At 67.5% G+C, this 13,918-nt stretch carries 15 protein-coding genes; 9 read left to right on the top strand and 6 right to left on the bottom strand.

Annotation, left to right across the window (positions count from 1 at the left end; genetic code table 11):
• Nucleotides 1–109: 109 nt before the first annotated feature.
• Nucleotides 110–868 (bottom strand): polyphosphate--glucose phosphotransferase, encoded by a 759-nt coding sequence (ppgK, locus tag ACFC0O_RS05345; protein ID WP_375954024.1) that lies wholly within the window; start codon nt 866–868, stop codon nt 110–112.
• Between the two features lie 175 nt (nt 869–1,043).
• On the opposite strand from ppgK, the gene ACFC0O_RS05340 reads away from it, so the two are divergent.
• Nucleotides 1,044–1,976 carry an inositol monophosphatase family protein gene (locus ACFC0O_RS05340; RefSeq protein ID WP_375954022.1) on the top strand — a complete coding sequence of 311 codons (933 nt, stop codon included), beginning with the start codon at nt 1,044–1,046 and terminating at the stop codon, nt 1,974–1,976.
• Between the two features lie 127 nt (nt 1,977–2,103).
• Here the strand turns inward: ACFC0O_RS05340 and cei are convergent, their stop codons facing one another.
• Complete coding sequence (cei, locus tag ACFC0O_RS05335) at nt 2,104–2,781, bottom strand: envelope integrity protein Cei (protein WP_364631691.1); 678 nt, start codon at nt 2,779–2,781, stop codon at nt 2,104–2,106.
• A gap of 420 nt (nt 2,782–3,201) precedes the next feature.
• On the opposite strand from cei, the gene ACFC0O_RS05330 reads away from it, so the two are divergent.
• Nucleotides 3,202–3,504 (top strand): DUF4193 domain-containing protein, encoded by a 303-nt coding sequence (locus ACFC0O_RS05330; protein WP_067566805.1) that lies wholly within the window; start codon nt 3,202–3,204, stop codon nt 3,502–3,504.
• 90 nt (nt 3,505–3,594) lie between these two features.
• Here ACFC0O_RS05330 and ACFC0O_RS05325 read toward each other — a convergent pair whose 3' ends face one another.
• The gene (locus ACFC0O_RS05325) at nt 3,595–4,086 is read right to left on the bottom strand and encodes a DUF3093 domain-containing protein (RefSeq protein ID WP_375955953.1); all 492 of its coding nucleotides are present in this window, start codon (nt 4,084–4,086) and stop codon (nt 3,595–3,597) included.
• A gap of 79 nt (nt 4,087–4,165) precedes the next feature.
• Here ACFC0O_RS05325 and dut point away from each other — a divergent pair, with 79 nt between their 5' ends.
• On the top strand, nt 4,166–4,666 hold the full coding sequence (gene dut, locus ACFC0O_RS05320) for a dUTP diphosphatase (RefSeq protein WP_364631695.1): 501 nt from the start codon (nt 4,166–4,168) through the stop codon (nt 4,664–4,666).
• Between the two features lie 2 nt (nt 4,667–4,668).
• Nucleotides 4,669–5,559, top strand: a complete 891-nt coding sequence (locus tag ACFC0O_RS05315; protein WP_375954020.1) for a DUF3710 domain-containing protein — start codon at nt 4,669–4,671, stop codon at nt 5,557–5,559.
• Between the two features lie 86 nt (nt 5,560–5,645).
• Here ACFC0O_RS05315 and ACFC0O_RS05310 read toward each other — a convergent pair whose 3' ends face one another.
• Nucleotides 5,646–6,362 carry an alpha/beta fold hydrolase gene (locus ACFC0O_RS05310; RefSeq protein WP_375954018.1) on the bottom strand — a complete coding sequence of 239 codons (717 nt, stop codon included), beginning with the start codon at nt 6,360–6,362 and terminating at the stop codon, nt 5,646–5,648.
• Nucleotides 6,363–6,521: 159 nt separating this feature from the next.
• On the opposite strand from ACFC0O_RS05310, the gene ACFC0O_RS05305 reads away from it, so the two are divergent.
• The 3 genes from ACFC0O_RS05305 (at nt 6,522) to ACFC0O_RS05295 (ending at nt 8,624) form a co-directional block, all read left to right on the top strand.
• Nucleotides 6,522–6,914 carry an OB-fold nucleic acid binding domain-containing protein gene (locus ACFC0O_RS05305; RefSeq protein ID WP_364631704.1) on the top strand — a complete coding sequence of 131 codons (393 nt, stop codon included), beginning with the start codon at nt 6,522–6,524 and terminating at the stop codon, nt 6,912–6,914.
• A gap of 5 nt (nt 6,915–6,919) precedes the next feature.
• A complete protein-coding gene (locus tag ACFC0O_RS05300) occupies nt 6,920–7,759 on the top strand; it encodes a DUF3159 domain-containing protein (protein WP_375954016.1) in 840 nt (279 codons plus the stop codon).
• Between the two features lie 160 nt (nt 7,760–7,919).
• Complete coding sequence (locus ACFC0O_RS05295; protein WP_364631707.1) at nt 7,920–8,624, top strand: sigma-70 family RNA polymerase sigma factor; 705 nt, start codon at nt 7,920–7,922, stop codon at nt 8,622–8,624.
• 29 nt (nt 8,625–8,653) lie between these two features.
• Here the strand turns inward: ACFC0O_RS05295 and ACFC0O_RS05290 are convergent, their stop codons facing one another.
• On the bottom strand, nt 8,654–9,343 hold the full coding sequence (locus tag ACFC0O_RS05290; RefSeq protein ID WP_375954014.1) for a potassium channel family protein: 690 nt from the start codon (nt 9,341–9,343) through the stop codon (nt 8,654–8,656).
• A gap of 3 nt (nt 9,344–9,346) precedes the next feature.
• Nucleotides 9,347–10,012: a TrkA family potassium uptake protein gene (locus ACFC0O_RS05285; RefSeq protein ID WP_364631713.1), complete on the bottom strand. Its 666-nt coding sequence runs from the start codon at nt 10,010–10,012 to the stop codon at nt 9,347–9,349.
• 195 nt (nt 10,013–10,207) lie between these two features.
• On the opposite strand from ACFC0O_RS05285, the gene ACFC0O_RS05280 reads away from it, so the two are divergent.
• Both ACFC0O_RS05280 and ACFC0O_RS05275 read left to right on the top strand, forming a co-directional pair.
• Nucleotides 10,208–12,193, top strand: coding sequence for an APC family permease (locus ACFC0O_RS05280; protein ID WP_364631716.1), 1,986 nt, complete (start codon nt 10,208–10,210; stop codon nt 12,191–12,193).
• On the top strand, nt 12,193–13,863 hold the full coding sequence (locus ACFC0O_RS05275; protein WP_375954012.1) for a class I SAM-dependent RNA methyltransferase: 1,671 nt from the start codon (nt 12,193–12,195) through the stop codon (nt 13,861–13,863). The genes ACFC0O_RS05280 and ACFC0O_RS05275 overlap by 1 nt, the downstream gene beginning before the upstream one ends.
• Nucleotides 13,864–13,918: the final 55 nt, after the last annotated feature.

Raw genomic sequence — 13,918 nt, 5'->3', positions numbered from 1 at the left:
TGGTGATCCGGCGGAGCGGTCTGTCGGGGGATAACCGGCGCGCATGCCGGGTTGGTTTCACCGGCGCACCGCCGGATGTTGTTCCATTGTAACGATCGAACCAGGCTGCTTACGGTGCGATACCGGCAGACACGGCCATTGCCGCTCCGACAATGCCCGCGGTGTTCTTCAAATCGGCCGCGACAACCGGTGTTCTGTTGGTCAGCAAGGGAATCCATTCAGCGTAGTCGCGACTGATGCCGCCACCCGCCACGAACACGGTCGGCCAGAACAGATTTTCGAGCGTGACCAGCACCTTACTCACCTCGGCGGCCCATTCCGCGTAGCTCAGGCCCTCGCGATCCTTGATGGACGCCGCCGCCAGATGCTCCGCCTCGCGACCGCCCACCTCGAGATGGCCGAGTTCGCTGTTCGGCATCAGCACGCCGTTGTACATCACGGCCGATCCGATGCCGGTGCCGAAGGTGAGCAGCATTACCAAGCCGGTCAGATCCTTTGCCGCGCCGTAGCGGTCCTCGGCGAGTCCGGCGGCGTCGGCATCGTTGAGCACCGTCACCTCGCGGCCGCCCAGCGCCAGCGAGAACAGCGACCGCGCGTCCGTGCCGATCCAGGACTTGTCGATATTGGCGGCCGTGCGCACCACACCGCCGATGATCACGCTCGGCATGGTGATGCCGACCGGACCGTCCCAGCCCGACTGCGCCACCACCTTCGCCACCGCCTCGGCCACCGCGTTCGGCGTGGACGGTTGCGGTGTCGGCACCTTGATGCGTTCCCGGACCAGTTCACCGGTGGCCAGATCGACCTCGGCGCCCTTGACACCGCTACCCCCGATGTCGATCCCGAACGCGTGCCCCCGAGCGGACATGACGACTCCTCGTTCTCCCAAGTGATGCCGGTGAACCCCGGCGCGCGGCACGATACCGGCTCCGGCGGTGATCAATTCACAGTTGCGGGATACACCCGCCACGCGGCCGGAACCGGCCGATGCGCTGTGTCGTGCGCGACAAGCCTAATGCGAGGTGTGCCGGATCTGTGCTGCGATGGACTTCGTGCCGGAATCCGATTTCACCTCCACCGCATCGAACACCACCGCGACCACCGACGGGACCGACATCGCCGAACTCCGGCGCATCGCGATCCATTTGGCCGAAACCGCCGCCGCGCATGTGCGCGCACGCCGACCTCAGGTCTTCGGACCGGGCGCGGTCGAAGGCGAAGCCGTGCAATCCAAGAGCACCCCGACCGATCCGGTCACCATCGTCGATACCGAAACCGAGGCCCTGGTCCGCCGCCTGGTGGACGAATTGCGCCCGGGTGACCGAGTAGTCGGGGAGGAGGACGGCGGGACGCTGGCGGACGATCCAGCGGCCGTGCAGTGGGTCGTGGATCCGATCGACGGGACGGTGAACTTCGTCTACGGGATTCCCGCGTACTCGGTCTCGGTGGCGGCGGTCCGGGACGGGCGCTCCGTGGCCGGAGCCGTCGCGGACGTCGTGCACGAGGTCACCTACAGCGCCGGACTCGGCCAGGGCGCGCATCGCTCGGTCTCCGGCACCTGGGGGAGCGCCGGCGCCACGCCGATTCCCTTGCGCTGCAATGCCGTCGACTCGGTGTCGATGGCCTTGATCGCCACCGGATTCGCGTACGCGCCCAAGCGCCGCGCCCGGCAGGGCGAACTGATCGCCGAACTGTTGCCGGAGATTCGCGATATCCGCCGTCTCGGCTCGGCGGCCCTGGATCTGTGCATGGTCGCCGAGGGCCGGGTGGACGCGCATTACGAGCACGGCCTCAACCTGTGGGACTGGGCCGCGGGCGCGCTCATCGCCGCCGAGGCGGGTGCGGTGCTGATCCTGCCCGCGCCCACATCGATGGGTACGGCCGGTGAGTTGGTGGTCGCCGCCGCCCCCGGTATAGCGACCGAACTGTCCGATCTTCTGGACCGGATCGGTGTCACCACCCCTATCCCGGTTTAGTTTCAGCCCGCTAGACACGCCCGAGTACCGAAAAAACGAATCGCCGCACCCGGTCGGGTGCGGCGATTCTCGGATTGGTCACGGCCGGAAGGGTTTTCGGCCGAGCATGCCCGAAACTGTCAGTGCCTCAGCACTTCGAGTGCCGGGCGGCGTCGAGCAGCTTCGGGTCGATGGCGGGCGTGGTGCCCGGCGTCGGATTCTTGAGGGAGCGAAGCACTTCCTCGGCATCGGTGCTGGGCCGGATATCGCGGAACAGCGAGCCCAGCACCATATCCACGGTGTCATCGGCACGCTGATCCTCGATCAGCTCCGCGCACGGCGCGACCAATTGCACGGCCGCCGCGGCGGGCCGTCCACTCACGCCGAAACGAATCTGCCCGGTGCACTCCAGATCACCGTTCACATAGACCGGATCATTGCCGACCTGCACGTCCGGTGCGCTGGCGAAGCCGAGATCGCCCAGTTCGGAGGCCACGTGCGCGGCCTGACCACGCTGGCCGTTGGCATTGAACACGCGTACTTTGGCCTGGGCGAGGGCCACCGGTTCCACATCACGTAGCCGGGATTGCCCCACCCGCTGCCCCAACGGGGCGGCGGCGGGTGCGGCGGTACTGGACGCGGGACTCGGCGAATTGCACGCCATCGCGCCGGGGTCGGACTCGGTCGTCGTCAGTGCCTTGATCCACACACCGGCGCAGATCACGACTATGACGCCAACCATGGCCGCCCACGGCTCCCAGCGTCGCCGAATGAAGGGCCGCCCCGCGGGGTCGGTCGAGTTGCCTTGGGTGATCAGTGAAACCACAGGGCACACTCTACGAAAAGCTTGCCGACGTTGCGTGCAAGGTCTCGGTAAGTCCTCGAAAGGTCGCGGGAAGCCGCGCGAAGGTCTCGGTCGGTTCCCCGGCCGGTGACGATTGACCCTCAGTTTCGACTCGCGTGTGTTTTGATTGCGACTTTTGTCCCGGGGTCCGCTATTGTCTGGCGGCCCAGATCGTATCGCCCGGGTTGAATCGGGGGTTCGATTTCGGGAACAACAAGGGCATGTCCTGCGTTGACCGAGCGCGATCAGGTGCGGACCAGGAGCATCCGGCCGGATCGGTGACAGGTGTACGTGTGGCGTACACCACGGGCGGGGCGGCAAACCCCGGTTCGATTCCGGCAGGAATCGGGTCCGGATCGAGCCGGTCCGGGATATACGGAGTAAGGACGAGGGGAAGACGACATGGCAACCGACTATGACGCACCGAGGCGTAGCGAAACCGACGAAGTGTCGGAGGACTCGCTCGAGGAGCTGAAGGCTCGTCGCAACGAGGCCGCGTCCGCCGTCGTGGATATCGACGAATCCGATACCGCGGAGTCGTTCGAGCTTCCCGGCGCGGATCTTTCGGAGGAGGTGCTCTCGGTTCGGGTCATCCCGAAGCAGGCCGATGAGTTCACCTGTTCCAGCTGCTTCCTGGTGCACCACCGCAGCCGGCTGGCCAATGAGGCCGGCGGGCAGCTGATTTGCATGGACTGCGCGGCCTGATACCAGGTCACACAGCCCTGAGCAGGAAATATCCGTCAGCCCGCGCTCGGTTCGCCGAGCGCGGCAAGGGATCTCTGGGGTTCCAGGCAGTTACTGAGTAGCCGCGTTCCGCACGCCCAGGGCTTCCATGATTCGTTCGGGCCGGCGCGTACTGACCAACCAGTACGGTGTCGGGTCGTCCGGGTCATCGAGCACGAGTAGCAGCATCGGGCCGATCCAGGCGCGGTGCTGGACATAGGCGGCCGGGTCGAGTTGTCGACCCAGGGCCGCGCTCTTCGCACTGGTCGGCACACCCGCCGCCCGTTTCACGAAGGTGGCCGGGAGATGGGCGGTGTCGATCCGCAATTCGGGGGTTCCATCACCGTCGCGGGCCACTTCGACCCGGTGCCGCGACATCCACAGCAGCACCCATACGGGGATGGGGAAGAGCAGCACATACGGCAGCCACGCCCGGATTCCCGGTGCGCCCATGTGGATTTCGGCTGCCAGCAGGCCGGTGACGGCCAAGCCGACGGGCCACCACCACAGCGGCACCCACAGGCGCTCGGAGTAGAGGGGCGTGGTCTGCTGCTGAGGTTCCATGGTCACCTGAGGGGGCTGGTCGGACACGACATCAGACTAGGTCAATGGCAGCGGGGGTGAACGCGTAGGCTCGGCGCACGTGACCGGAATTCCTCCTATCTCCCTGCTGCGGCTCGATGCCGGCATGCCCGTACCCACGCGCGCTCACGAGGGCGACGCCGGGGTGGACCTGTGCACCACCGAGGACGTCATCATCGAACCGGGGGAACGCGTGCTGGTCGGTACCGGCATCGCGATCGCGCTTCCGATCGGCACGGTCGGTTTGATCCATCCGCGATCGGGACTCGCGGCCAAGCACGGCCTGTCGGTCGTCAACACCCCCGGCACGGTCGACGCGGGGTACCGCGGTGAGATCAAGGTCTGCCTGATCAATCATGATTTACGTACTCCCATCGAGCTCCGGCGCGGTGACCGGATCGCCCAGCTGCTGGTGCAGCGGGTCGAACTGGTCGACTTCGCCGAGGTCGACACGCTCGACGAAACCGAGCGGGGCGCAGGAGGATACGGATCGAGCGGTGGGCATGCCAGCCTGACCGCGCAGTCCGGCGGGGCGGGTAGAACAGCCGGCAAGGAGGCATAACGATGTTCGGACGCAAGAAGCGCAAGGGTGACGCGGACGACGCGGGCCGGTACGAGGGCGAATACACCGAGTACGACGACTACGACGATGACGTGGAGTACGAGGCCGAGGGCTACGACGAACCCGAGTACGCCGCACCGGCTTCGGAGTTCTCCTCGGAATTCGACACCGATTCGTTCCGGGTGCCCGAGCGCGGCTCCAAGGTCGGCCCGTACAACTACGAGGACGTGGTCGATCAGCTCGAGGATGTCGCCGAGCAGCGACTCGATCTCGGGTCGGTCATCGTGCCGGTGCCCCCGGGCGGGCAGTTGCAGGTCGAGATGACCCCCGACGGCACGCCGCAGGCGGTGCACCTGGCCACCGAGCACGGCCGCATCACCGTCGCCGCGTACGCCGCGCCCAAGTCGGCGGGCCAATGGCGTTCGGTCGCAGCCGATCTCGCCGAGACGCTGCGCAAGGACGGCGCGCAGGTATCGGTGCAGAACGGGCCGTGGGGTCGCGAACTGCACGCCGTCACCGACGGTGCGGACCTGCGCTTCATCGGCGTCGACGGACATCGCTGGATGGTGCGCCTGGTCGCGGCCGGTCCATCCGGTGCGGCCTCGGAGAGCCAACCCCTGGTCGCCGCCGCCCGCGCGATCATGAGCGAGACCATCGTGCGCCGCGGCGATGAGCCGCTGCCGGTGCGCGAACCGCTGCCGGTGGTCCTACCCCAGGAGCTGGCGGATCAGCTCGCCGCCGCGCACCAGCAGCAGCTGGCCGCGCAGCAGCAGGCCGTTGCCGCGCAGCTCGCCGCGCTCCAGGGTGGCCCGCAGCCCGGCGTCCCGGCGGCCGACACCGAACCGCGTCGCGGCGCGGAAGGTTCGGCCATGCAGCAGCTCGGCCTCCAGTAACCCGAAACACCAAGAACGACAACGGCCTTCGCGCTCACCTCGACAGAGGAGCACGAAGGCCGTTCGTATATGGAATTCCCGGGTGGTCAGCGCGTTGTGATGCGGCGTTGGATCAGGGTGCTGAATCCGCGCACGCCGAGCACGGCCGGATCCGCGCCCAGCTCGTCGAGGGTGATGGGATGCAAATCGCTGCCCGGGATGAGAGTGGCCCAGCGTTCGGCGACCGCGATCGGATGCACCGGGTCATCGGTCGCGCCGACCAGTGAGACCGGGACTGTGATGCTGCTCAACAACTCCGGTTCCGGCCAGTGGTATCCGGCGGCCTCGTCGAGCGCCGAGGGCAGGTCCGGCCATTGCGAGCGCCAGGACCGGGTGAGGGCTTCGGCGAGCCAGGCGGGGCTGGACGCCCGCATGATGTCGATGACGGCGTCGATGCCGTCCGCGCGCAGCGCCGAGGCGGTGGCCGCCGCGCTCAGCGCCGCCGGGCAGCCGGTGGTATCCGCCCCGGTCCAGGCCGGGAGTGCCGCGACCACGCCGTAGACCGATTCCGGATGCCGTGCGGCCCAATTCACAGCAACCGCCGCGCCGAGGGAGATGCCCGCGATCAGGATCGGTCCCGAGCGCGCCGCGGCGTCCAGGGCGGCGTGATAGCTGTCGATGACGCGCCGGGGGTCCGGATCGACCGGATGGAACGGGATATCCAGTGCGGCGCAGGCGGATCCGAAGGCCCGGCGGGCGAAATGGGCGTCGGAGCCGGTTCCGGGCAGGGCGACGGCGACCGCCGGATGGGGGAGATCTGGCACCCGGCGAGCGTACTGGGACGGGCGCGCGTGGCGGGTGCGGGCCGTGACCTCTACAGTGGCGGTGTACATCCGCAGCCAGGGGGTAACCCCCCGGTTAAGTGGAAAGAATCGAACGACGTGCGACCCACGCCGTGAGGGTCTATCAGGAGAGCGTGCGAGATGCCATCCTCGGGTGGAAAGGACTTCCCGTCAGGGTATTTCCGGCGTTTGAGCCGGCGCCTGACGGAGGACCTGGATCGTTTGGATGCCGAGGAACTCGCCGAGACGTCGGAAGCGTCGGGCGCGTGCCGGGCATCGGAGTGTCGCCGCGGTGAGGAAGTCACCATGCTGGGCCGCCTCCGCAGTGTCGAGGCCTGTCCGAAGTCGGGCGGGGCCGAGGTGGAGGCCGAGTTCTTCGACGGCACCGACAGTGTGAACCTGGTGTTCATCGGCAGGCGTCGCATCCCGGGTATCGAGCCGGGGCGTCGTATCCTGGTCCGCGGCCGGGTCGGCGAGCGTGACGGCGGCAAGGTCATTTTCAACCCCTACTACGAACTTCGCGGGAACTCCTGACACCTATGCCGATACCTGCCAGCAGCAATGACGAGGGCCGTGCGCCCACCGGTGCCCCTCGCGAGCTGGAGGACGGCTTCGCGGCCGAGTTCGCCGCCCGTGAGGCCGAACTCACCGAGGCCGTGACCGAGCAGTACGCGGTGCAGCAGCCGCACGGTGTCCGCGAGGAATTGGAAGAGCTGCAGGAGGAAGAGGTCGAGCAGACCCTGCTCGAACAGCTCGGCGGTTTCAGCGGGCTGATCTACTCCTCCCTGCCGGTGCTGGTTTTCGTACCGGTGAATTCGCTGCGCGGGCTCACCACGGCCATTTGGGCCGCACTCGGTGTGGCCACCGCGATTCTGATCTGGCGTCTGGTGCGGCGCGGTCCGATCCAGCCCGCTATCTCCGGGTTCCTCGGTGTCGGCGTGTGCGCGTTCATCGCCTACCGGATGGGTGAGGCCAAGGGCTTCTTCCTGTTCGGTATCTACGCGAGCCTGGTGTACGCGGGCGCGTTCCTGGTGTCGCTGGTGGTGCGCTGGCCTTTGGCGGGTGTCATCTGGGGTGTGCTGAACGGTCACGGCACCGATTGGCGTTCGGATCGCCGGGCCATGCGGCTCTACGATCTGGCGACCGTGGTGTGGGCGGTGGTGTTCGGCGCCCGCTATCTGGTGCAGAACCACCTGTACGCGGCCAACAGCACCGGTCTGCTGGCCGTGGCGCGCCTGGCCATGGGCTGGCCGTTGACCGCTGTCGCGCTGGTGGTGACGGTGTGGGCGGTTCGCAAGGCCGGGCATCTGCCCGCGAATCGTGCGAAGACGGTCGAATCGGCCGAGTCGTCCGAGACCGCCGGGTCTGCCGGGAACTGACCCTCTACCAGCGACTTATCGCGCTGAACGCCCACCGCGCAACACCTTCGGGGGAATCGGTGTTGTCAAGGGGGTGACCAACCCACCCCTGGGGTGCCTATTTCCGAAGCCTCGATCATCGCAGGATCGTTATGAACGATACGGCGAAAGGATCGCGGAGTTGATTACCGACGGCAAGGCAGTGGCAGCGCAGGACCGTGTTGAGGGGCTCGGGACCGCGGTGCAGACAACGGCCGCCGCGCGCAGGCATTCGGCGGGGCGGGGAACCAAGAACGGCACCACGGCGGCTACGACGGAATCCCGGCGTGCCGCAGCGGAATTGGAGAAGCTGATCGGCCCCGCGGCCGCGGGTGACCGGGCGGCGGTCTCGGAGATTCTCAAGATCGTCTACCCCCTGGTGCGGCGCTACTGCGCGGCGCGCATGGGCGGTGCGGGACACCTGCACGTGACGGCCGACGATGTGGCACAGGAGATTTGCCTGGCGACCGTGCAGGCCATCCCGCGCTACCGGGATCAGGGCAAGTCGTTCCTGGCGTTCGTGTACGGCATCTCGGCCAATAAGGTCGCCGACGCGTTCCGGCGGGCGCAGCTGCACCCGGCGTACCCGGTGGCGGAGTTCCCGGATGAGCCGAACACCGAGGCGGGACCGGAGGAGCGGGCGTTGCAGTCCGAAACCCGGGCCGCCACAAGGGAACTCATGAAGGTGCTGGCTCCCACCCATCGCGAGGTGCTGGTCATGCGCATCGTGCTGGGGTGGACCGCGGCGCAGACCGCGGAGGCCATCGGCACCAGTCCGGGCGTGGTGCGAGTGATGCAGCACCGCGCGCTCAACAAGCTGCGCGCCGAGCTCCGGGCGGCGTCGTAAACCGTGACGGCCGCCCGGGAAGGCAGGTATCAGGCGGTTGCGCCGACCGGGCTGCCGAAACCGTTGACGCCGAGGGCTTTCCGAAGATCGTCCTCGGCCTCCACGGAGGTGACGAACAGCAATTCGTCCGACCCTTCCAGCGGATCATCGGCCTGCGGCACGATGACCCGGCCGCCGCGCAGAATGGTGACCAGCGCGGCATCGCGCGGCAGCTTCAAGGTGCGAACGGCCTTGCCCGCCAACGGCGTATCGCTGGGCAGGGTGATCTCGACCAGATTGGCCTGACCCTGGCGCAGGGTCATCAGCCGCACCAGATCACCCACCGAGACGGCCTCCTCGACCAGTGAGGCCAGCAGTCGCGGCGTGGAGACGGCGACGTCCACACCCCACGACGAATCGAACAGCCATTCATTGCGTGGATCGTTCACCCGCGCGACCACCCGGCCGACCCCGAATTCGGTCTTGGCGAGCAGGGCGAACACCAGATTGACTTTGTCATCGCCGGTGGCGGCGATGACCACGTCGTACGATTCCAGCCCGGCCTCTTCGAGCGTGGCCAGCTCGCAGGCATCGGCGTGCGTCCAGACCGCGGTGGGCGCGGCGGTGGGATCGATGTGATCGAGGCGGCGCTCGAGCAGCATCACCTGATGCCCGCCGCGCAATAGCTCCTGGGCGATGGATCGGCCGACGGCGCCGGCGCCCGCAATGGCTACCTTCATGAGTCAGTCCTCGCTAGCGGGGGCGTTACCGGCCAGCGCGACGGCTTCACCGACGGTGCCGGAGGTGGCGGCGATGTAGACGGTGTCATCGGCCTGCAGCAGCGTTTTGGAGTTCGGCAGTACGCCCTGGCCGAAGCGGATCAGGAAGGCCACGCGCGCGCCGATGGTGCTCTCCAGCGAGGTGACCGTGCGGCCGTACCACTCCTCGTGCAGCGGGATCTCGGTCACCGCGACGGTGCCGGTGGGATCGCGCCAGGTGGTGGTGGATTGATCGGCCACCAGCGTGCGCAGGAAGCGATCGGTGGTCCAGGGCACGGTGGCGATGGTCGGAATGCCCAGGCGCTCGTATACGGCGGCGCGTTTGGCGTCGTAGATGCGCGCGACCACGCGCTCGATGCCGAAGGTCTCGCGGGCCACGCGTGCGGAGATGATGTTCGAGTTGTCGCCGGAGGACACGGCCGCGAACGCGCCCGCGCGTTCGATGCCCGCGCGGGTCAGGACATCCCGGTCGAATCCGACTCCGGTGATGCACAATCCGGGGAAATCACGGCCCAGTCGCAGGAAGGCGCTCGAATTCTGATCGATCACCGCGACCTCGTGGCCGATGCGGACCAGGGCCCGGGCGAGTGAGGACCCCACTCGTCCACACCCCATGATCACTACGTACACCGTGCGAACCCCATTCCCGAAAACCGTGGTGTGCGGTCTGGTTACCGTACCGCTCGAGTTTTTCCCGAGGCATTTTCCCCCTCCGGCCGGTATCCAAACCGGAACGTGAGCTTTCACGCGCCACACTACGGTCCGTCACCCCAACGTGCCGCGCCGTGGACGCGACGGGTCGCGCACTCCCTTATGCTCACCAAAGTGTCGAAGTTGACGACGGCCGCCAAGCGCATGCTGGTTGGCCGCCCATTCCGTAGTGATTCCCTGGGGCACACCCTGCTGCCCAAGCGAATCGCGCTCCCGGTCTTCGCCTCCGATGCTTTGTCATCGGTGGCATACGCGCCCGAGGAAATCTTCCTGGTGCTGTCGGTGGCCGGGCTTTCCGCCTACACCTACGCGCCCTGGGTGGGTTTGGCGGTCGCGCTGGTAATGGCGGTCGTGGTGGCCAGTTATCGGCAGAATGTGCACGCCTATCCATCGGGCGGCGGTGATTACGAGGTCGCCACCAAGAACATCGGGCCGACGGCCGGTCTCACCGTCGGCAGTGCGCTGCTGGTGGATTATGTGCTGACGGTGGCGGTGTCGATTTCCTCGGCGGCGTCGAATATCGGTTCCGCGGTGCCGTTCGTCTCCACGCACAAGGTGTTGTTCGCGGTCGCGGCGATTGTGATTCTGACCGCTATCAATCTGCGCGGTGTCCGGGAATCGGGCACCGCGTTCGCGATTCCGACCTATGCGTTCATGATCGGCATGTTCCTCATGCTCATCTGGGGCTTCTTCCGGATCGAGGTGCTCGGCGATCAGGTGCACGCGGAGTCCTACGGATTCGAGTTGAAGGCCGAGGACGAGCATTTGATGGGGCTGGCGTTCGTCTTCCTCATCGCCCGCGCGTTCTCCTCCGGCTGTGCCGCGCTGACCGGTGTGGAGGCCATCAGCAACGGTGTGCCCGCGTTCCGGAAACCGAAGTCGCGCAATGCCGCGACCACGCTGCTGCTGCTCGGTGTCATCGCGGTGTCGCTGTTCATCTCGATGATCGTGCTGGCGCAGAAGGTCGGCATCGTCTACGCGCACAACACCGCGGATCTGATCGGCGCGCCCGCGGGCTACGAGCAGAAGACCCTCGTCGCGCAGTTGGCGGGCGCGGTGTTCCACGGCTTCCCGGCCGGGTTCTACTTCATCACCATCGTCACGGCGCTGATCCTGGTGCTGGCGGCCAATACCGCGTTCAACGGTTTCCCGGTGCTGGGATCGATCCTGGCGCAGGATCGGTTCCTGCCGCGTCAGCTGCACACCCGTGGTGATCGGCTGGCGTTCAGCAACGGCATCATCTTCCTGGCGGGCGCGGCCATCGCGTTCGTGGTGCTCTTCGGGGCCGAGGTGACCAAGCTCATCCAGCTGTACATCGTGGGCGTGTTCGTCTCGTTCGTGCTGAGCCAGACCGGCATGCTGCGGCATTGGACGCGGCTGCTGCGCACCGAGACCGATCCGGCGCAGCGCATGCGCATGAAGCGCTCGCGGGTGATCAACGCGGTCGGCCTCACCATGACCGCCACCGTGCTGGTGATCGTGCTGATCACCAAGTTCCTGGCGGGCGCGTGGATCGCGATCGTCACCATGGCGGCCATCTTCGGCATCATGAAACTCATTCGGCGGCACTACGACACGGTGTCGCGCGAGCTGGACGAGACCGAATGGGACGGCGTGCTGCCCAGCCGTACGCATTCCATCGTGCTGGTGTCCAAACTGCATCTGCCCACCAAGCGGGCCATCGCCTACGCGCGCGCCACCCGGCCGGACACCATCGAGGCCATCACCGTGAATGTCGATGAGCCCGATACCCGCGCGCTGGTGCGGGAGTGGGAGCGCAGCGATATCTCGGTGCCGCTCAAGGTGATCGAATCGCCGTATCGTGAGATCACCAAGCCGGTGGTGGATTACGTGAAGCGGGTGCGCAAGGATTCCCCGCGCGATGTGGTGACCGTGTTCATCCCCGAATACGTGGTCGGCCACTGGTGGGAACAGTTGCTGCACAACCAGAGTGCGTTGCGGCTCAAGGGCCGCCTGCTGTTCGAGCCCGGTGTCATGGTGACCTCGGTGCCGTGGCAGCTCAGTTCATCGGTCAAGGCCCGTGCGGGTCGTGAAGTCAATGCGCCCGGTTCGGTCCGGCGCGGATTCGGAGACGAGTAGTGAGCCGAGAGGACTGGCGCGGTTCGATTCTGGAGGTTCGGCTCGGCCCGCCCGGCCACGGCGGCTTCTGCGTGGCCCGCCATGAGGGCCGAGTTCTCTTCGTCCGCCACGGTCTGCCCGGCGAATTGGTGCGCGCGCGGGTCACCGAGGATCGCGGCGGATCCTTCTGCCGCGCCGACGCCGTCGAGATCCTGGAGCCCTCGGCCGACCGCATCGACCCCACCTGCCCGGTCTCCGGTCCGGGTGGCGCGGGCTGCTGCGATTTCGCACACGCCAGCCCGGAGGGCCAGCGCGCCCTGAAGGCCACCGTCGTTTCCGAGCAGTTGCGCCGACTCGCCGACTGGGAGCCGGACTTCGAGGTCGAGGTGATCCCGGCACCGGTGTACGGCGCGGCGGCCCCGCTGCTCCCGGCGACCGGCTCCGCTGCGGGTGCCAGACCCGGTGCCGTAGGGGGAGTGCGGGGCAGCGCCGCGATCAGGGTTCGAGGAGCCGTGGCGGCCTATGGCGAGGACGCCGAAGCGGCTCGCGCGGGTGCCACCGCGCCCGGCCGTGGAAGCGGCCTTGCCGCAGGCCGTGTGAAGGGCATCGCGGCGGGACGGGTACGCGACTTCATCTCCGGTCCAGGTGATGATGCCGGGATCGGAAGGGGCGCTCCTATTCTCGGAGGCCCGGAGTTCGGTTCTCCGGACCGGCCATCGGGTGTGATTGCGCCGCAGTCTTATACGGCCGGTTGGCGGTCGCGGGTGCGGTTGGTGGTGGATGCGGACGGTCGCGCCGGGGTGCATCGCTATCGCAGCACGGATGTGATCGCGGACCTGCGGTGCCCGCAGCCGATGGCGGGGGCGATGGAGGGTATCGCCGATCGCAAGTGGACGCCGGGCGCGGATCTTGTTGTGGCCGTTGACGGTGACGGGATGCGGCATCTGATCGAGTTGGCTCCGGTGGAGTCCGAGCGCGGCGGTCGGCAGGATCGCGGGCGCGCGGGTCGTGGCGGGGATCGGCGTGGTGGCCGCCAGGGCGGTGGGCACGGTGGGGATCGCAGTAGTACTGCTGCTCGCCGCGCGGCTGCGAGCGGTCCGCGCGCCGAACGCGTCATCGACGGCAGCGGCCGGACGGTGCAGTATGTATCCGGTCGTCGGTTCGAGCTGTCCGCCACCGGGTTCTGGCAGCCGCATTACGGTGCCGCGCAACGGTATTCGGATGTGGTGGCCGAGTGGTCCGATGCCGCGTCCGATGCGCTGGCATGGGATCTCTACAGCGGTGTCGGGGTATTCGCGGCGCGGCTGGCCGAGCAGGTCGGGGCGGGCGGCGCGGTGCACGGCGTGGAGTTCGCGCGCACCGCCGTCACCGAAGGCAAAGCGGCGCTGCGGGATCTGCCGTGGGTGGAGTTGCGGGCCGAGCGGGTGGAGCGCTGGATCGTCGAACAGCCCGCTACCGCACCGGATGTGGTGGTCCTGGATCCGCCGCGCGCGGGTGCGGGCAAGGAGGTCGTCGCGGCATTGGCCGAACGCGGACCGCGCCGAATTGTCCATATCGGTTGTGATCCAGCGGCTTTCGCCCGTGACCTCGGGCTCTATCGCAGCGCCGGGTACAACCCCGCTGGCCTGCGCGTCTTCGATGCTTTTCCCGGTACCCACCATGTGGAGTGCATCGCGGTGCTGGAGCGCTGACCCGGATCGTATTGCGGCAGAGTCCGTCTCCGGTTGCCCGCCGGAAGCGGGCCGT

Origin of the sequence: Nocardia sp. NPDC056100 (assembly GCF_042266325.1) — a bacterium.
Classification (GTDB): domain Bacteria; phylum Actinomycetota; class Actinomycetes; order Mycobacteriales; family Mycobacteriaceae; genus Nocardia.
The sequence above is the reverse complement of the archived record's forward strand: the minus strand, read 5'-3'. Positions and strand labels throughout refer to the sequence as shown.